This is a genomic window from Pseudomonas sp. IT-P171 (assembly GCF_949767765.1).
GTDB lineage: Bacteria > Pseudomonadota > Gammaproteobacteria > Pseudomonadales > Pseudomonadaceae > Aquipseudomonas > Aquipseudomonas fluorescens_B.
This window is the reverse complement of sequence record NZ_CATKQN010000003.1, coordinates 57,375-75,934: the sequence shown is the minus strand read 5'-3', so window position 1 is coordinate 75,934 and position 18,560 is coordinate 57,375. Positions and strand designations below refer to the sequence as shown.

17 protein-coding genes are annotated in these 18,560 nt (G+C 60.2%); 14 read left to right on the top strand and 3 right to left on the bottom strand.

From position 1 onward, the window contains the following. Positions 1-43 precede the first annotated feature (43 nt). From hscA to ACM6I5_RS02505, 14 genes are all read left to right on the top strand, one after another. The gene (gene hscA, locus ACM6I5_RS02570) at positions 44-1,909 is read left to right on the top strand and encodes a Fe-S protein assembly chaperone HscA (RefSeq protein ID WP_017340316.1); all 1,866 of its coding nucleotides are present in this window, start codon (positions 44-46) and stop codon (positions 1,907-1,909) included. After that, a complete protein-coding gene (fdx, locus tag ACM6I5_RS02565) occupies positions 1,909-2,250 on the top strand; it encodes an ISC system 2Fe-2S type ferredoxin (RefSeq protein WP_008014719.1) in 342 nt (113 codons plus the stop codon). Before hscA ends, fdx begins: the two co-directional genes overlap by 1 nt. Positions 2,251-2,264: 14 nt before the next feature. Next, entirely contained in the window at positions 2,265-2,465 is a 201-nt protein-coding gene (gene iscX / locus ACM6I5_RS02560; RefSeq protein ID WP_017340315.1) for a Fe-S cluster assembly protein IscX, read from the top strand. A gap of 92 nt (positions 2,466-2,557) precedes the next feature. After that, positions 2,558-2,983 (top strand): nucleoside-diphosphate kinase, encoded by a 426-nt coding sequence (ndk, locus tag ACM6I5_RS02555; RefSeq protein WP_007916882.1) that lies wholly within the window; start codon positions 2,558-2,560, stop codon positions 2,981-2,983. Between the two features lie 28 nt (positions 2,984-3,011). Then, positions 3,012-4,154: a 23S rRNA (adenine(2503)-C(2))-methyltransferase RlmN gene (gene rlmN / locus ACM6I5_RS02550; RefSeq protein ID WP_017340314.1), complete on the top strand. Its 1,143-nt coding sequence runs from the start codon at positions 3,012-3,014 to the stop codon at positions 4,152-4,154. Positions 4,155-4,171: 17 nt separating this feature from the next. Then, the gene (gene pilW / locus ACM6I5_RS02545; RefSeq protein ID WP_017340313.1) at positions 4,172-4,930 is read left to right on the top strand and encodes a type IV pilus biogenesis/stability protein PilW; all 759 of its coding nucleotides are present in this window, start codon (positions 4,172-4,174) and stop codon (positions 4,928-4,930) included. After that, a complete protein-coding gene (locus ACM6I5_RS02540) occupies positions 4,930-5,964 on the top strand; it encodes a RodZ domain-containing protein (protein ID WP_414879452.1) in 1,035 nt (344 codons plus the stop codon). The genes pilW and ACM6I5_RS02540 overlap by 1 nt, the downstream gene beginning before the upstream one ends. 3 nt (positions 5,965-5,967) lie before the next feature. Continuing rightward, a complete protein-coding gene (ispG, locus tag ACM6I5_RS02535; protein WP_007903603.1) occupies positions 5,968-7,077 on the top strand; it encodes a flavodoxin-dependent (E)-4-hydroxy-3-methylbut-2-enyl-diphosphate synthase in 1,110 nt (369 codons plus the stop codon). A gap of 37 nt (positions 7,078-7,114) precedes the next feature. Then, positions 7,115-8,404 (top strand): histidine--tRNA ligase, encoded by a 1,290-nt coding sequence (hisS, locus tag ACM6I5_RS02530; protein ID WP_008042422.1) that lies wholly within the window; start codon positions 7,115-7,117, stop codon positions 8,402-8,404. A 40-nt stretch (positions 8,405-8,444) separates the two neighbouring features. After that, entirely contained in the window at positions 8,445-9,086 is a 642-nt protein-coding gene (locus ACM6I5_RS02525; protein ID WP_017340311.1) for a tetratricopeptide repeat protein, read from the top strand. Next, positions 9,079-10,230: an outer membrane protein assembly factor BamB gene (gene bamB / locus ACM6I5_RS02520; RefSeq protein ID WP_017340310.1), complete on the top strand. Its 1,152-nt coding sequence runs from the start codon at positions 9,079-9,081 to the stop codon at positions 10,228-10,230. The genes ACM6I5_RS02525 and bamB overlap by 8 nt, the downstream gene beginning before the upstream one ends. A 135-nt stretch (positions 10,231-10,365) precedes the next feature. Then, positions 10,366-11,835, top strand: coding sequence for a ribosome biogenesis GTPase Der (der, locus tag ACM6I5_RS02515; RefSeq protein WP_017340309.1), 1,470 nt, complete (start codon positions 10,366-10,368; stop codon positions 11,833-11,835). 298 nt (positions 11,836-12,133) lie between these two features. Continuing rightward, positions 12,134-13,282, top strand: coding sequence for a pyridoxal phosphate-dependent aminotransferase (locus ACM6I5_RS02510; protein ID WP_414883120.1), 1,149 nt, complete (start codon positions 12,134-12,136; stop codon positions 13,280-13,282). After that, positions 13,270-14,061 carry an amidohydrolase gene (locus tag ACM6I5_RS02505; RefSeq protein ID WP_414883119.1) on the top strand — a complete coding sequence of 264 codons (792 nt, stop codon included), beginning with the start codon at positions 13,270-13,272 and terminating at the stop codon, positions 14,059-14,061. The genes ACM6I5_RS02510 and ACM6I5_RS02505 overlap by 13 nt, the downstream gene beginning before the upstream one ends. A gap of 180 nt (positions 14,062-14,241) precedes the next feature. Here ACM6I5_RS02505 and leuA read toward each other — a convergent pair whose 3' ends face one another. The 3 genes from leuA to xseA form a co-directional block, all read right to left on the bottom strand. Next, a complete protein-coding gene (gene leuA, locus ACM6I5_RS02500; protein ID WP_017340305.1) occupies positions 14,242-15,921 on the bottom strand; it encodes a 2-isopropylmalate synthase in 1,680 nt (559 codons plus the stop codon). Between the two features lie 433 nt (positions 15,922-16,354). Beyond that, positions 16,355-17,176 (bottom strand): M23 family metallopeptidase, encoded by an 822-nt coding sequence (locus tag ACM6I5_RS02495; protein ID WP_017340303.1) that lies wholly within the window; start codon positions 17,174-17,176, stop codon positions 16,355-16,357. 3 nt (positions 17,177-17,179) lie between these two features. After that, positions 17,180-18,559, bottom strand: coding sequence for an exodeoxyribonuclease VII large subunit (xseA, locus tag ACM6I5_RS02490; RefSeq protein ID WP_414883118.1), 1,380 nt, complete (start codon positions 18,557-18,559; stop codon positions 17,180-17,182). Position 18,560 lies beyond the last annotated feature (1 nt).

Genomic DNA, 18,560 nt, shown 5'->3' with positions numbered 1-18,560 from the left:
CGCTCCGGTCGCACGCCTGATATACAGATAAGTCCTGATCACGATGGCCCTACTGCAGATCGCCGAACCCGGCCAAAGTCCTCAACCGCACCAGCGTCGTCTGGCTGTGGGGATCGACTTGGGCACTACCAATTCGCTGGTCGCTGCATTGCGCAGTGGTCTTTCCGAGCCCCTGGCCGACGCTGACGGGCAAGTCATTCTGCCGTCTGCCGTGCGCTATCACGCCGATCGCGTCGAAGTGGGCGAGTCCGCCAAGCTGGCTGCCGCTACCGATCCGTTGAACACCGTGCTGTCGGTCAAGCGCTTGATGGGTCGTGGTCTGTCCGACGTCAAGCAATTGGGCGATCAACTGCCGTACCGCTTTGTCGGCGGCGAATCGCACATGCCGTTCATCGACACGATCCAGGGGCCGAAAAGCCCGGTTGAAGTCTCTGCCGATATCCTCAAGGTGCTGCGTCAGCGCGCTGAAGCGACCTTGGGTGGCGAGCTGGTCGGTGCGGTGATCACCGTCCCGGCCTATTTCGACGATGCTCAGCGTCAAGCCACCAAGGATGCGGCCAAGCTGGCCGGCCTGAACGTGCTGCGTTTGCTCAATGAGCCGACCGCTGCGGCGGTGGCCTACGGTCTGGATCAGCATGCTGAAGGCCTGGTTGCGATTTATGACCTGGGCGGCGGTACTTTCGATATTTCGATTCTGCGCCTGACCGGCGGTGTGTTCGAAGTGCTGGCCACCGGCGGCGACAGTGCCCTGGGCGGCGATGACTTTGACCACGCGATCGCTGGCTGGATCATCGAGAGCGCCGGTTTGTCCGCCGACCTCGACCCGGGTGCGCAGCGCAACCTGCTGCAAACCGCTTGCGCGGCCAAAGAAGCGCTGACCAATGCTGCTGCCGTAGAAGTCGCTTATGGCGACTGGAAAGCCGAACTGACCCGCGAAGCCTTCAATGCGCTGATCGAGCCGATGGTCGCTCGCAGCCTGAAAGCCTGCCGCCGTGCAGTGCGTGATTCCGGCATCGAGCTGGAAGAAGTGCACGCTGTGGTCATGGTCGGCGGTTCGACCCGCGTACCTCGCGTTCGCGAGGCGGTCGCTGAAGCCTTTGGTCGCCAGCCGCTGACTGAAATCGATCCGGATCAAGTGGTGGCCATCGGTGCCGCGATCCAGGCCGATACGCTGGCCGGTAACAAACGCGATGGTGGCGAACTGTTGTTGCTTGACGTGATTCCGTTGTCCCTGGGGCTGGAAACCATGGGCGGCCTGATGGAGAAGGTGATTCCGCGCAACACCACCATCCCCGTCGCTCGTGCCCAGGACTTCACCACGTACAAAGATGGCCAGTCGGCCATGGCGATTCACGTATTGCAGGGCGAGCGCGAGCTGATCAGCGATTGCCGCTCCCTGGCGCGCTTCGAATTGCGCGGTATTCCGGCGATGGTGGCCGGTGCGGCGAAGATTCGTGTGACCTTCCAGGTCGATGCCGACGGTCTGCTCAGCGTTTCGGCCCGTGAATTGGGTTCGGGCGTTGAAGCCAGCATTCAGGTCAAGCCGTCCTACGGCCTGACCGACGGCGAAATCGCCAAGATGCTCAAGGATTCGTTCCAGCACGCCAATGACGACAAGGTCGCTCGCGTATTGCGGGAGCAGCAGGTTGATGCCCAGCGCCTGATCGAAGCGGTGCAAGCCGCCCTCGAGGCTGACGGCGAGCGTTTGCTCGACGCCGAAGAGCGCATGGTCATCGAGCTGCAGATGCAGGAGCTGACCGAACTGATGAAAGGTACCGATGGTTACGCCATCGAGCAGCAGACCAAGCGTCTGTCGCAAGTGACCGATGCCTTTGCTGCCCGCCGCCTGGACTCGACGGTGAAAGCCGCGCTGGCGGGGCGCAACCTGAATGAAATCGAGGATAACTGATGCCGCAGGTCATTTTTCTGCCCCACGAGAAGTTCTGCCCGGAAGGCATGGTTGTCGAGGCTGAGCCCGGCATCTCCATTCTCGAGCTGGCCCATGAACACCACATCGAGATGGAAAGTGCCTGCGGTGGCGTCTGCGCCTGCACCACTTGTCACTGCATCATCCGCGAAGGTTTTGACTCGCTGGAAGAGGCTGATGAGCTGGAAGAAGACTTTCTTGATCGGGCCTGGGGTCTGGAAGCGCAATCGCGTCTAGGCTGTCAGGCGATCGTCGGGACTGAAGACCTGACTGTCGAAATTCCGAAATACTCGCTCAACCATGCCGCCGAAGCGCCGCACTGATTCAAGGAACTGTCATGAGTCTGAAATGGGTTGATGTGCTGGAAATCGCGATCCAGCTGGCTGAATCCAAGCCGGAAGTGGACCCGCGTTATGTGAACTTCGTCGATCTGCACAAATGGGTGCTGGCATTGCCGGAGTTCAGTGATGATCCGACACGCGGTGGCGAGAAGGTGCTTGAAGCCATTCAGGCCGCCTGGATCGAAGAAGCAGACTGAGTCTGCACCGTACGCAGTTAGGCAATACCCAAGAACCCGCGTATAATTCGCGGGTTTAATTTTTCACAAATTACCGTTTCTGGAGTTACACCATGGCTGTTCAACGTACTTTCTCCATCATCAAGCCTGACGCTGTTGCAAAAAACGTCATCGGCGAGATCACCACTCGTTTCGAAAAAGCAGGCCTGCGCGTTGTAGCTTCGAAACTGAAGCAACTGTCCAAAGCCGAAGCTGAAGGCTTCTACGCTGAGCACAGCGCTCGCGGTTTCTTCGGCGACCTGGTTGCTTTCATGATCTCCGGCCCGGTTGTCGTTCAGGTTCTGGAAGGCGAAAACGCTATCGCTCTGAACCGTGAGCTGATGGGCGCTACCAACCCTAAAGAAGCTGCTGCCGGCACCATCCGTGCTGACTTCGCTGATTCCATCGATGCCAACGCTGTACACGGCTCGGACTCCGAAGCCGCTGCTGCTCGCGAAATCTCGTACTTCTTCGCAGCTACTGAAGTAACCACTCGCTAAGCATTGGCTTAAGAGTGAAGGTGAATCCATGACTACATCGACTGTAAAAACCAACCTGCTGGGTCTGACTCAACAGGAAATGGAAAAATTCTTCGACTCGATCGGGGAGAAGCGTTTCCGTGCCGGTCAGGTAATGAAATGGATTCACCACCTTGGCGTCGATGATTTCGACGCCATGACGAACGTCAGCAAGGCCTTGCGCGACAAGCTCAAGGCTATTGCCGAAGTTCGCGGTCCTGAAGTCGTCAGCGAGGACATTTCCACCGACGGCACCCGTAAGTGGGTGGTGCGCGTGGCGTCCGGCAGCTGCGTCGAGACCGTTTACATTCCCCAGGGCAAACGCGGCACATTGTGCGTTTCGTCCCAGGCAGGCTGTGCCCTGGATTGCAGCTTCTGCTCCACCGGCAAGCAAGGTTTCAACAGCAACCTCACCGCCGCCGAAGTCATCGGCCAGGTGTGGATTGCCAATAAATCGTTCGGCAGCATCCCGGCGACCGCCGACCGTGCCATCACCAACGTGGTGATGATGGGCATGGGCGAGCCGCTGCTGAACTTCGACAACGTCGTTGCGGCCATGCATCTGATGATGGACGACCTGGGCTACGGCATTTCCAAGCGCCGCGTGACCCTGTCGACCTCCGGCGTGGTGCCGATGATCGATGAGCTGTCCAAGCACATCGACGTCTCCCTGGCGTTGTCCCTGCACGCACCGAATGACGCATTGCGTAACCAATTGGTGCCGATCAACAAGAAATATCCGCTTAAGATGCTCCTCGAGTCGTGCCAGCGCTACATGTCGTCCCTGGGCGAAAAACGCGTGCTGACCATCGAGTACACCTTGCTCAAGGACATCAATGACAAGGTCGAGCACGCGGTCGAGATGATCGAGCTGCTCAAGAACATCCCGTGCAAGATCAACCTGATTCCGTTCAACCCGTTCCCGCATTCCGGTTACGAGCGCCCGAGCAACAACGCGATTCGCCGGTTCCAGGATCAGCTTCACCATGCAGGTTTCAATGTCACCGTACGCACTACCCGCGGTGAAGACATCGATGCCGCGTGTGGCCAATTGGTAGGGCAGGTGCTGGATCGCACCCGTCGCAGCGAACGTTATATTGCCGTGCGCGAGTTGAGCGCCGACAGCGATATGGCGCAAAACGCCGCGAAATAACTCAAGAGAGGATCTCTATGTCCCTGCGCTTCGCGCTGCTTGTGCTGTTGGCCAGTCTTTGTACTGGTTGCGTCCTGTCGGGCGATTTCAACCCGATGAAGACCAGCAAGGGCCGCGACGAAGCGCGTGTCGCCTATGTGCAACTGGGCCTGGGCTACTTGCAGCAGGGCATGACCGAACGCGCCAAGGTCCCACTGAAAAAGGCCTTGGAGCTGGACAGCTCGGACCCTGACGCCAACGCCGCTTTGGGTCTGGTGTTTCAGGCCGAGATGGAGCCGGAGCTGGCGGACGAGCATTTTCGCAAGGCGCTGTCCTCCCGTTCTGGCGATGCACGCATCCTGAATAATTACGGCAGTTTTCTTTTCGAGCAGAAACGTTACAAAGAGGCTTACGAGCGCTTCGAACAGGCCGCCGCCGATACCCTGTATCCTGAGCGTTCAAGGGTGTTCGAGAACCTGGGCATGACCGCTTCCAAGCTTGGCCAGCGTGATCTGGCCCGGCAGCAACTGGAAAAAGCCCTGCGTTTGAACCGCCAACAGCCACGTGCATTGCTGGAAATGGCTGAGTTGTCTTACGAAGACAGGCATTATGTGCCCGCGCGTGACTATTACGACCGTTTTAGCCTGCTCACCGAGCAAAATGCACGTAGTCTATTGCTCGGCGTTCGGCTGGCAAAAGTGTTCGAAGATCGCGACAAGGCCGCCAGTTTTGGCCTGCAACTAAAACGACTCTATCCCGGTACGCCGGAATATCAGCAATACCTGTCGGAGCAATGATGAAAGCGGCGCATCCCGAAGTTGTAGCAGCGAATCGCGTTAACCCCGGTGAGACTTTGCGCCAGGCCCGCGAAAGCAATGGCTGGTCGCTGGCCGAAGTGGCCCTCAAGCTCAACCTCACCGTCAATTCCCTGAGCAATCTTGAAGCCGGCGCTTTCGACAAGCTGCCTGGGCATACCTTTGCCCGCGGTTATATTCGCGCCTATGCCAAATTGCTGGGCATGGACCAGACCGTTCTGGTTCAGCAGTTCGACCAATCCACCGGCACCGACTCCCAGGGCAGCAACGTCCATAGCCTGGGTCGCATCGAAGAACCTGTCCGCGTTTCCCACACCATTTTGCGAATCGTCAGCCTGTTGCTGCTGATTGCGGTGATCGGTGGTGGTTTTGTCTGGTGGCAGGATCAGACCTCCTTGCGCAGCAAAGAGCAGGTCAGCCTGAGCCCGGAACACGTTGAAGTCGAAGGCGCCGACGGCACCACCCAGATCCATCCGCTGGACGAGCCGGAAGACCAGGCTGTCGTGGAAGGTCAGGCGCAAGGCACGACGTCGCTGGCATTGCCGCAAGTCGAGAATTCCACTGAAGCAACAGCCGAACCTGAAGCCACTGCGCCAGCAACTGCTCCAACCGCACCGGTTGCCCCGGCACCTGCTGCACCGGCGCACAGCACCGCGCCGGTCGTCTCGACGCCGGTAGCGCCAGCTCCGACGGCACCTGTGGTATCGACCCCGCCTGCGAGCGCTTCGGTCACGCCGACCATTCCCGCTCCTGCGGCGGCTGCTCCAGCTGCCGGCCAGGGTCAGGTTCAATTGCAATTCACTGCCGATTGCTGGACTCAGGTTACCGACGGCACTGGCAAAGTGCTGCTCAGTGGTCTCAAGCGTAAAGGCGAAAACGTTACTGTCAGCGGCAAGCCGCCGTTTGCCGTGCGTCTGGGCTTCGCCCGTGGCGCGCAGGTCAGCTACAACGGGCAGGTGGTCGATGTCGCTCCGTTCACCAGTGGCGAGACTGCTCGCCTGAAGTTGGGTCAATAAGTCATGCACGGCGAATCTCCAATCAAGCGTCGCGAATCCCGGAAAATCTGGGTCGGTAACGTGCCTGTTGGCGGCGATGCGCCCATCGCTGTGCAGAGCATGACCAACAGCGACACCAATGACGTCGCCGCCACCGTGGCCCAGATCAATCGTCTGGAAGCCGCTGGTGTCGATATCGTGCGGGTTTCCGTGCCGGACATGGACGCCGCCGAAGCCTTCGGCAAGATCAAGCAACTGGTCAAAGTGCCGCTGGTGGCCGATATTCACTTCGACTACAAGATCGCGCTGCGCGTCGCCGAACTGGGCGTTGACTGCTTGCGGATCAACCCGGGCAACATCGGTCGTGAAGACCGCGTGCGTGCGGTGGTCGATGCCGCCCGTGACCGCGGGATTCCGATCCGCATCGGCGTCAACGCCGGTTCCCTGGAAAAAGACCTGCAAAAGAAATACGGCGAGCCGACCCCGGCCGCGCTGGTCGAGTCCGCCCTGCGTCACGTCGAACACCTTGAACGCCTGAACTTCCAGGACTTCAAGGTCAGCGTGAAAGCCTCCGACGTGTTCATGGCCGTCGCCGCTTACCGCTTGCTGGCCAAGGAAATCGTCCAGCCGCTGCACCTGGGCATCACCGAAGCCGGTGGTTTGCGTTCCGGCACGGTGAAATCTGCCGTGGGCCTCGGTATGCTGCTCGCCGAAGGGATTGGCGATACTATCCGCATCTCGTTGGCGGCCGACCCGGTCGAGGAAGTGAAAGTCGGCTACGACATTCTCAAATCCTTGCACCTGCGTTCCCGTGGCATCAACTTCATCGCCTGCCCGAGCTGCTCGCGGCAGAACTTCGATGTGGTCAAAACCATGAACGAGCTGGAAGGGCGCCTCGAAGACTTGCTGGTGCCGCTGGATGTCGCGGTCATCGGATGCGTGGTCAACGGGCCGGGCGAAGCCAAGGAAGCCCATATCGGCTTGACCGGCGGCACGCCAAACCTGATTTACATCGACGGCAAGCCGTCGCAGAAACTGACGAATGACAATCTGGTGGATGAGCTCGAACGCTTGATCCGCCAGAAAGCGGCCGAAAAGGTCGAAGCCGACGCTGCCGTTATTGCGCGTGGCTGAGCCTGACTAAAGAGCCGGACAAATTTAAGGATTGATAGTGAGCAAGTCTCTGCAAGCCATACGTGGCATGAACGACATCCTGCCCGAACAGACTCCCCTGTGGCGTCATTTCGAGGGCACCGTTTCGCGTCTGCTGGATAACTACGGTTACAAGCAGATCCGCATGCCGATCGTCGAGTTCACCGAGCTGTTCAAGCGCTCGATCGGCGAAGTGACGGACATCGTCGAAAAAGAGATGTACACCTTCGAAGACCGCAACGGCGATTCGCTGACCCTGCGTCCCGAAGGCACGGCGGCCTGCGTGCGTGCGGTGCTTGAGCACGGCATCACCGGCGGTGGCCAGGTGCAGAAACTCTGGTACATCGGCCCGATGTTCCGCCACGAACGTCCGCAGAAAGGCCGTTATCGCCAGTTCCACCAGATCGGTGTCGAGGTGTTCAACCTCGACGGTCCGGACATCGACGCCGAGCTGATCGTGCTGACCTGGCGCCTGTGGGGCGAGCTGGGCATCCGTGATGCGGTCAAGCTCGAGCTCAACAGCCTGGGCACCAGCGAATCCCGCGGTCGTTATCGCGAAGCGCTGGTCGAGTTCCTGTCCGCTCACCTGGACAAGCTCGACGAAGACAGCCAGCGCCGTCTGAAGACCAACCCGCTGCGGGTTCTGGACACCAAGAACGCCGACACTCAAGCGATCCTGGTCGACGCGCCGAAAATGGCCGACTACCTCGACGACGAATCCCGCGTGCACTTCGAGGGCCTCAAGGCTCGCCTGGACGCCGCCGGCATTCCTTATGTGATCAACCCGAAGCTGGTTCGCGGGCTGGATTACTACAGCAAGACCGTTTTCGAATGGGTCACCGACAAGTTGGGCGCTCAGGGCACCGTGTGTGCCGGCGGTCGTTACGACGGTCTGGTGGAGCAGATGGGCGGCAAGCCGACCCCGGGCGTTGGTTTCGCCATGGGCATCGAGCGCCTCGTGCTGCTGCTGGAAACCCTGGAGCAGATCCCGGAAGAGATCTCCCGTCAGGTCGACGTCTATCTTTGCGCATTCGGCGAGGCTGCCGAGTTGGCTGCGCTGACGTTGAGCGAAAAGGTTCGCGATCAATTGCCCAACCTGCGCCTGCAGATCAATGCCGGCGCCGGCAGCTTCAAAAGCCAGTTCAAGAAGGCCGACAAGAGCGGTGCGCTGTACGCGCTGATCCTCGGTGACGACGAAATGGCCCAGCAAGTGGTAGGTTTCAAACCCCTGCGTGGCCAGGGCGAACAACAAAGCATTGCCTGGGATGCGCTTGCTGCACACCTGGCCACCTGCGTCGTGCAGGGTTGAAGCTGTCAAACAGCCGATTTAGCGATTAAGGAGTATTGGGGTGTCGAGTACCGAAGACGAACAGCTGGCGGATTTTAAGGACTGGTGGTCACGCAACGGCAAGCCCCTGGTCACTGGCGGCCTGTTGGCGCTGGTCATCGTGTTCGGCTGGCAGGCCTATCACAAGTATCAGAGCAATCAGTCGCAAAGCGCCTCGATTCTCTATCAGCAATTGCTCGAAACCACGCTGACGCCTGACGGCAAGCCTGACGCCGCCCGTGTTTCGGACCTGGCCGGCAAGCTCAACAGCGAGTTCGGCGGCACCGCCTACGCGCAGTACGGCAGCCTGTTCGTGGCGAAAGTCGCAGTCGACAGCGGCAAGCTGGACGACGCTGCCACCGAGCTGAAAGCCATCGTTGCCAAACCGGCCAACCCGGCACTGGGTGAAATCGCCCGTCAGCGCCTGGCGCAGGTACTGGCCGCGCAGAACAAGGCCGATGAAGCCCTGAAACTGCTCGAAGGTGATGCCGATAAAGCATTCCTCGCCACTCGCGAAGAACTCAAGGGCGACCTGCTGGTGCAGTTGGGTCGTACCGATGAAGCGAACGCTGCGTATCAAAAAGCCAAGGCGGCACTGTCGGATGAAGCGGCAGTCGGTGGCCTACAAATCAAGCTGGACGATCTGGCCAAAGGGGATGCGTGACGTGATCCGTTGGAAACATGCAGCATTGCTGGCTCTGGCCGTATTGGCCGCGGGTTGCAGCAGCAACAGCAAAAAAGAATTGCCGCCTGCCGAGCTGGTCGACTTCAAAGAAGAAGTGGTCCTGCAAAAGCAGTGGAGTCGTTCGATCGGTGACGGTCAGGGCGAAACCTACAACATGCTGGTTCCGGCGATCGATGGCGATACCATCTATGCCGCCGACGTCACCGGCGTGGTGATGGCGATGGATCGCAGCAATGGCGACGTCAAATGGAAGAAAGACCTCGAACTGCCTGTTTCCGGCGCCGTTGGCGTGGGTTACGGCTTGCTCGTGATCGGTACGACCAAGGGCGAAATCGTTGCCATGGACGCTACCAACGGTGAAGAGAAATGGCGCGCTCGCGTGTCCAGCGAAGTCCTCGCACCGCCGGCCAACAACGGTGACGTGGTGGTGGTCCAGACTCAGGACGACCGTCTGATCGGTCTGGATGCCGCTACCGGCAACCAGCGCTGGTTGTATGACAGCACGCCTGCCGTCCTGACCCTGCGCGGCACCAGTGCGCCGATCGTCACCAACCGCCTCGCGGTGGCTGGCCTGTCGACCGGTAAAGTGGTCGCGCTCGATATCTCCAACGGCGTGCCGGTGTGGGAACAGCGGGTAGCGATTCCACAAGGTCGTTCGGAGCTGGAGCGTGTTGTCGATATCGACGGTGGCTTGCTGCTGTCCGGCGGTACGCTGTATGTCGCCAGTTATCAGGGTCGCGTTGCGGCACTGGACCTGGAAAGCGGTCGTCAACTCTGGCAGCGTGATGCTTCCAGCTACGCCGGCGTGGCCCAGGGTTTCGGCACTGTTTATGTGAGCCTGTCTTCGGGCACCGTTGAAGGCGTCGACGAGCGTTCCACCACGGCTTTGTGGAGCAACGATTCGCTGGCTCGCCGTCAACTGTCGGCTCCGGAAGTGTTCTCCAGCTATGTTGCGGTCGGTGACATGGAAGGCTACGTGCACCTGCTGAGCCAGGTGGACGGTCGCTTTGTCGGCCGCGAGCGCATCGACAGCGACGGCCTGCGTGCCCGTCCGCTGGTGGTGGGTGACACGATTTATCTGTATGGCAACAGCGGCAAACTGGAAGCCCTGACCATCAAGTAAGGACTATGCTTGGGGTTTAACCCCCAAGCGGCCCCGTTCTGCGGGGCTCGCAGTGTTTTCAAACGCTGCCCCGAGCACCAGCCGCTGCCTCGCAGCGGCTTTTGTATTTTCTGAAATAACGAAGTGGAGAGCCGCATGGTTCCCGTAATCGCCCTGGTGGGCCGACCGAACGTCGGCAAGTCCACCTTGTTCAACCGCCTGACCAGGACTCGCGACGCCATCGTCGGCGACTTGTCCGGTCTGACCCGTGATCGCCAATACGGTGAGGCCAAGTGGCAAGGGCGTTCCTACATTCTGGTCGACACCGGCGGTATCTCCGGTGACGAGCACGGTATGGACGAAAAAATGGCCGAGCAGTCGCTGCTGGCCATTGAAGAAGCCGATGTCGTTCTGTTCCTGGTAGATGCCAAGGCCGGTTTCACCGCCGCCGACCAGATGATCGCCGAGCATTTGCGCAAACGTAACAAGCGTTCCTACGTGGTTGCCAACAAGGTCGACAATATCGACCCTGAAATGGCCCGCGCCGAATTCGCCCCGTTGGGCATGGGCCACGCGATCCCGATCGCCGGTGCTCATGGTCGTGGCATCACCCAGATGCTGGAAATCGCCCTGAGCGATTTCCCGAAAGACGAAGAAGAACCGGAAGACGGCGAAGAAGAGATCGTTGCCGAAGGCGAGGAAGCCAAGCGCATTCCTGGCCCGAGCGAAAAAGACGGGATCAAGATCGCCATCATCGGCCGCCCGAACGTCGGCAAGTCGACCCTGGTCAACCGCATGCTCGGTGAAGACCGGGTGATCGTGTATGACCAGCCCGGCACCACCCGCGACAGTATCTACATCCCGTTCGAACGTAACGACGAGAAGTACACGCTGATCGACACCGCCGGTGTGCGCAAGCGCGGCAAGATCCACGAAGAAGTCGAAAAATTCTCCGTGGTCAAAACCCTGCAGGCGATCAAAGACGCCAACGTGGTGATCTTCGTGATGGACGCCCGCGAAGGCGTGGTGGATCACGACCTGAACCTGCTGGGCTTTGCCATCGAATCGGGTCGTGCGCTGGTGATCGCGATCAACAAGTGGGACGGCATGACGCCGAGCGAGCGTGACTTCGTGAAGGTCGAGCTGCAACGTCGACTGTTCTTCGTTGACTACGCCGACATCCACTTCATCTCGGCCCTGCACGGCACTGGCGTGGGCAACCTCTACGCTTCCGTACAGAACTCGTTCAAGTCCGCGGTCACCCGCTGGCCGACCAACCGCCTGACCCAGATCCTGGAAGATGCGGTCGGTGAGCACGCGCCACCGATGGTCAACAACCGCCGGATCAAGCTGCGTTACGCCCACTTGGGTGGCGCGAACCCGCCGATCATCGTGATTCACGGTAACCAGATCGAGAAGGTGCCGAAGTCTTACGTTCGTTATCTGGAAAACACTTACCGTCGTGTTTTGAAGCTGGTCGGTACGCCGATCCGCATCGAGTTCAAGGGCGGCGAGAACCCGTACGAAGGCAACAAGAACTCGCTGACAGACCGTCAGGTCAACAAGAAGCGTCGCTTGATGTCGCACCACAAGAAGGCCGACAAGAAGCGCCGCGACAAGCGTTGATTTGCAGCCCTCACACACATCTCGTGTGCGGGGCTTGTTGTGGCGAGGGAGCTTGCTCCCGCTCGGCTGCGCAGCAGTCGCAAAACCAGCCGACGCGTTCTCTCTCTGAACGATCTCGGTTGCAGATAGTGGGACCGCTTTGCGGTCCAGCGGGAGCAAGCTCCCTCGCCACAGGGGCATGCGTTGGTCATTGGAAGAAGGGTGCCGTTTGGCGCCCTTTTTTTATGGGCGCCGTTTGGGCTATCCTCGGGCTCTCCCGCGCCGCCGTTAGAGCCGGGTGTAGAGCAGGGAATCACCGATGATCACCAGTAAGCTGCCGAATGTCGGCATCACTATCTTCACGCAGATGTCTCAGCTCGCGGCGCAAACCGGGGCGATCAACCTGTCCCAGGGTTTTCCCGATTTCGATGCACCCAAGGCCCTGTGCGATGCGGTCGGTCGGCATGTTGCCAACGGGCATAACCAGTACTCGCCGATGACCGGCCTGCCGGCGCTGCGTCAGCAAGTGACGGCGAAAATCGCTCGCAGCTATGGCGTCAATGTCGATGCCGACAACGAAGTGACCATCACGCCCGGCGCCACCCAGGCGATCTTCTGCGCGATTCAGGCGGTGATCCACAGCGGCGACGAAGTGATCGTGTTCGATCCGTGCTACGACAGTTACGAGCCGTCGGTGGAGCTGGCCGGTGGTCGTTGCGTGCATGTGCAGCTCGGGCTGAATGAATTCTCCATCGACTTCCAGAAACTGGCCGAGGCCATTACGCCGCGCACGCGGATGATTGTGCTGAACGCTCCGCACAACCCGAGTGGCGCACTGATCAGCCGTGCCGAACTGGATCAGTTGGCGGATCTGATTCGTGATCGCGACATCTACCTCGTCAGCGACGAAGTTTATGAACACCTGGTGTTCGACGGTGTACCTCACGTCAGCGTGCTGAACCACGAAGAGCTGTATCAGCGAGCCTTTGTGGTCAGCTCGTTCGGCAAGACCTATCACGTCACCGGCTGGAAAACCGGCTACGTGGTTGCACCGCCGGCCCTCACAGCGGAACTGCGCAAGGTGCACCAGTACGTCAGTTTCTGCGGCGTGACCCCGCTGCAATTTGCCTTGGCCGACTTCATGGCCGAGCACCCGGAGCATGTCGAAGAGCTGCCGGCTTTTTATCAGGCCAAGCGCGACCTGTTCTGCGACTTGCTGACGCCATCGCGCTTCAGTTTTACCCGCGTGACCGGCACCTATTTCCAGTTGGTCGATTACTCGCAGATCCGCCCGGACCTCAACGACGTCGAGATGGCGCTGTGGATGACCCGCGAACACGGTGTGGCGAGCATCCCGATCTCGGTGTTCTACCAGACGCCACCCGAAGGCCAGCGCCTGGTGCGTCTGTGCTTTGCCAAGCGTGAGGAGACCCTGCGTGAAGCAGCGGAAAAATTATGCGTGATCTGAGTGCACTGCCGAATCTGAACATTGCGCTGGTCCAGACGACCCTGGCCTGGCATGACCGCCAGGCCAACCTGGAGCATTTCGAACAACTGCTGGAACAGGCTCGCGGTGCTGACCTGATCATCCTGCCGGAGATGTTCACCACCGGTTTCTCCATGGAATCCGAGACGCTCGCCGAGCCGGAAAACGGTCCTGCGAGCAAATGGTTGCGCGCCCAGGCTGCGCAACTCGATGCGGTGATCACCGGCAGCGTCATCATTCAGGCCGCTGATGGCAGTCATCGCAATCGCCTGTTGTGGGCACGGCCGGACGGTGAAGTCTGGCACTACGACAAGCGTCACCTGTTCCGCATGGCGGGCGAGCACAATCACTACACGCCGGGCGAGCGCCAGGTGCAGTTCGAACTCAAAGGCTGGCGTGTGCGGCCGCTGATTTGCTACGACTTGCGCTTTCCGGTGTGGAGCCGCGATGCCCAGGACACCGACCTCTTGCTGTACACCGCGAATTGGCCGGGCGCGCGGCGTCAGCACTGGAACCGTTTGTTGCCGGCACGGGCGATCGAAAACCTTTGCTATGTGGCCGCAGTGAATCGCATCGGGACTGACGGAAAAGGCTTCGCGTATAGCGGTGACAGTCAGGTGCTCGATTTCCAGGGCGAGACGTTGCTCAGTGCCGGCGAAGCCGATGGCGTGTTTCAAGTGGTTCTGAATGCCGCCGACCTTCAGGCTTATCGCACGCGCTTTCCGGCGAATCTGGATGCTGACACGTTTGAGTTCACCTGATCGGGCGTTGCTGCAAGCGATGTTTAGCGTTGATACTCATGCCTGACATTGTTGTTGCCTGAGCGGCCCCCATCGCGGGCTTGCTCGCGAAGAGGCCATAACAGGCAACACAAAAAACAGCAGGCAAACAAAAAGGCCCCGAGGTTTGCACCCCGGGGCCTTTTGCATTTCAGCGAATGCTTACGCCGCTTTCGCTTCCGGCTGGCTCAACGAGCGGTTGAGCGCGCTGAACAGGGCCTTGAAGCTGGCGGTGGTGATGTTTTCATCGATGCCGACGCCATGCACGGCACGTTCACCGTTCACGCGCAGCTCGATGTAGGCCGCTGCCTTGGCGTTGGTGCCCGCGCCGATCGCGTGTTCGTTGTAGTCCATGATTTCCACCGGAATCGGCAGGCCGGCCACCAGCGCTTCCAGCGCGCCGTTGCCCTTGCCGCGCCAGTGCAGGTTGGTTTCGCCCTGGCCTTTGCCGGAGACTTCCACTTCCACGGCGCTGTGACCGTTTTCTTCCTGCAGGCGATGGCTGACCAGCGCGTACGGGGTATTGGCCTGCAAGTACTCGCTGTGCAGCAACGCGTGGATTTGCTGGGCGGTCATTTCGAGACCCAGGCGATCGGTTTCACGCTGCACGACCTGGCTGAACTCGATCTGCATGCGACGCGGCAAGCTGATGCCGTATTCCTGTTCCAGCAGGTAAGCGATACCGCCCTTGCCCGACTGGCTGTTGACGCGGATCACGGCCTCGTAGCTGCGGCCGATGTCGGCCGGGTCGATCGGCAAGTACGGCACTTCCCACAGGGCGTCCGGTTTCTGCTGGGCGAAGCCCTTGCGGATGGCGTCCTGGTGGGAGCCGGAGAACGCGGTGTGAACCAGGTCGCCGACGTACGGGTGGCGCGGGTGCACCTGGATCTGGTTGCACTCTTCGACGACTTTGCGCACGCCGTCGATGTCGGAGAAGTCCAGCTCAGGGTGAATGCCCTGGGTGTACAGGTTCAATGCCACGGTCACGAGATCGACGTTGCCGGTACGCTCGCCGTTGCCGAACAGGCAGCCTTCGACACGATCCGCGCCAGCCATCAGGCCCAGCTCGGTGGCGGCCACGCCAGTGCCACGGTCGTTGTGGGTGTGCAGGCTGATGATCACGCTGTCACGACGGTTGATATGACGGCCGAACCACTCGATCTGGTCGGCGTAGATGTTCGGGGTCGCGCATTCGACGGTGGCTGGCAGGTTGAGGATCACCTTGTGCTCAGGCGTCGGGTTCCAGACGTCGATCACCGCGTCGCAGACTTCCTTGGCGAACTCCAGTTCGGTGGCGCTGAAGGTTTCCGGCGAGTATTCGAAAGTCCACTGCGTGTCCGGCTGAAGGGCGGCGTATTTGACGAACAGCTTGGCAGCGTTGACCGCGATGGCCTTGATCCCGTCCTTGTCCTGGTTGAAGACAATGCGGCGGAAGGAAGGGGAGGTCGCGTTGTACAGGTGAACGATGGCTTTCTTCGCTCCACGGAGGGATTCGAAGGTGCGCTCGATCAGGTCTTCACGGCCCTGGGTCAGCACCTGAATGGTGGTGTCGTCCGGGATGTGGTTGCCTTCGATCAGGGTACGCACGAAGTCGAAGTCGGTTTGCGACGCCGCCGGGAAGGACGCTTCGATTTCTTTCACGCCGACCTGCACCAGGGTTTTCCAGAAACGCAGCTTCTTGACCGCGTCCATCGGCTCGATCAGCGACTGGTTGCCGTCGCGAAGGTCGGAGCTGCACCAGATCGGCGCGGCGGTGATGGTCTTCGACGGCCAGGTGCGGTCCGGAATGTCGATGGTCGGGAACGCGCGGTATTTCGAAGACGGGTCTTTGAGCATGCTCATCGGGAAATCCTTATTGTGTGGGCCGAAAAAAGGCGGCCTGCCGGTGGATCAAATGTTCTTGGGGAAAAGCGTAAGACGAGGCGCCGCAATTCAGCCCGGCAGTCGTGCACTGACGAGGCACAGGCTGCGGTGCTGGCGAAGCTGAATGAGGGTGTGAGAGGTTTTCATGCCTTCAACCCTAACCGCGAGGGTGAAGGATGGCAAGCAGTCGAAAAAAATTGAGAGGAATACTCGAATGGAGAGATTTATCGAGATTTTATTGCGGTGAAATAGCGTGATTGTGTGGATGTTTGCGTGGGGGTTGAGGGATGCGCAATTGAGGACGTTGGACTGTGTCGATTCCAATTGCGCGATTTATCCGGCGGCGATTCGGCAACTATGAGGCCGTCTTCGCGGGCTTGCTCGCGAAGAGGCCAGTCGCCTCACAAATGCCTTAAGGCTGAAACGCGCCAATGAAAATCGCTGGATCCACCCGCGCATCATTCAGGCTGACATTCCAGTGCATATGCGGCCCGGTCGCCCGCCCGGTGGCGCCAACCTTCCCGACCACTGCGCCACGCGCCAATTGCTGGCCAACCTTCACATCGATTTTCGACATGTGGCAGAACATGCTGATAAAGCCCTGCCCATGGTCGACAAATACCGTGTTGCCATTAAAGAAGTAGTTACCGATCAGAATCACCTTGCCCGCGGCCGGGGTCTTGATCGGTGTGCCAGCGCCTACGGCGAAGTCCAGGCCCGAGTGTGGATTGCGCTCTTCACCATTGAAGAAGCGGCGCACACCGAACTTGCTCGACAGCGGGCCGTTGACCGGTTTGTCCAGCAGCAGGTTGCTCGGGGTATTCGGGCTGAACGTGCGGTACGCGGCGATCTGCTCCGCCAGTTCGCGCTCGATGCGCTTGAGATTGTCCGGGTCCGGATTGACCTGTTGAGTGTTTTTCAAAGTGATGCGTTGTTCCGGATACTTCTTGTTGCCGACGGTGAAACTCAACGTGCGACCGCCGCTGCTGACCTGCTGTGTGCCCGGCTTGACCGTCAACGGCACACCGACAATCGCCAGCCAATTGTTCTGCTCCTTGACCACCAACACCGGTTTGCCTTGATAACTGGCTTTCGGCGCCTGGGCAGCGCTGCCCAGATCCAAGACCGCCACGCCGCCCGGCACCGGTTTGTTCAACAGGCGGGTGATGTAGCTGTCGGCGTGGGCGTTAAAGGTCAGGCACAGCAACAGCAGTGGAGCTAAAAAACGCGGCATGGATCAATCCAGTAAAGAAAGGGTGACGGGCGTCAGGTGATTGTCTTCGACCCGCACTTGCAGTTCGCCTTCGCCCAGTTTGGCTTTCAGGCGCTGGCCGTTGTGGGTTTGCGCGGCGTTGCGGATCGCATTGCCGCGCTCGTCGAGCAAAATGCTGTAGCCACGGCCGAGGGTCGCCAGCGGGCTAACCACGTGCAGCGTCTGCACCTGACTTTGCAGTTGCAGACGACGGGATTTGAGGCCTTCGCGGATGGCCCGGGGCAGACGTTCGGCGAGGCTGTCGAGACGCTGGCGCAGCATTGCCAGTTGGCGCCCCGGATGTTGCGCCGCGAGGCGGGTCTCCAGGCGGATCAAGCGTTCGCGACGGGTATTGAGGCTGCGTTCGAAGGCGCGGCGCATGCGCATGTCCAGATCATCCAGCCGTTGCGCCTGCTGGCGCAGGCGTTCGCCGGGATGACGCAAGCGGCGAGAGATGCCTTCAAGGCGCAGGCGATCACGCATCAGGCGGTCGCGCATGCGCATCACCAGCCGTCGATGCAGGCTCTCGACCCGACGCATCAGGTCGCTGGAATCCGGCGCCAGCAGCTCAGCGGCGGCGGAAGGGGTCGGGGCGCGAACGTCGGCGACGAAGTCGCTGATCGAGACATCGGTTTCATGGCCGACGGCGCTGACAATCGGCGTCACGCAAGCGTCCACGGCGCGGGCCACGGCTTCTTCGTTGAAACACCACAGGTCTTCCAGCGAGCCGCCGCCACGGGCCAGGATCAATGCATCGAAACCACGGGCGTCCGCCAGTTTCAGCGCACGGACAATCTGCGCCGTCGCTTCGCGGCCCTGCACCGCGGTGGGGATCAGTGTCAGCTGCACCTGCGGCGCACGGCGGCGGAACACGCTGATGATGTCGCGGATCACTGCGCCGGTCGGTGAACTGATGATGCCAATGCGCTGCGGATGCGCCGGCAGCGGTACTTTGCGTTCGGCGCTGAACAGGCCTTCGGCGCTGAGTTTTTCTTTCAAGGCATCGAACGCCAGGCGCAGCGCACCATCACCGGCCGGTTCGACGGTGTCGAGGATCAGTTGATAGTCGCCACGCCCTTCGAACAGCGAAACCTTGCCGCGCACCTTGACCGCCAGGCCGTCCTTCAGCGCCTGACGAACCCGTGCCGCGTTCTGCCGGAACAATGCGCAACGCACCTGGGCACCGCTGTCCTTGAGGGTGAAATACACGTGGCCGGACGCCGGACGGGCGAGGTTGGAGATTTCGCCTTCGACCCAGATATTGCTGAACACGTCTTCGAGCAACACCCGCGCGCGGCCGTTGAGCTGGCTGACAGTCAGGACTTCACGGTCCAGGCCGAGTCTTGCAAAGGGATCTTTAATCATG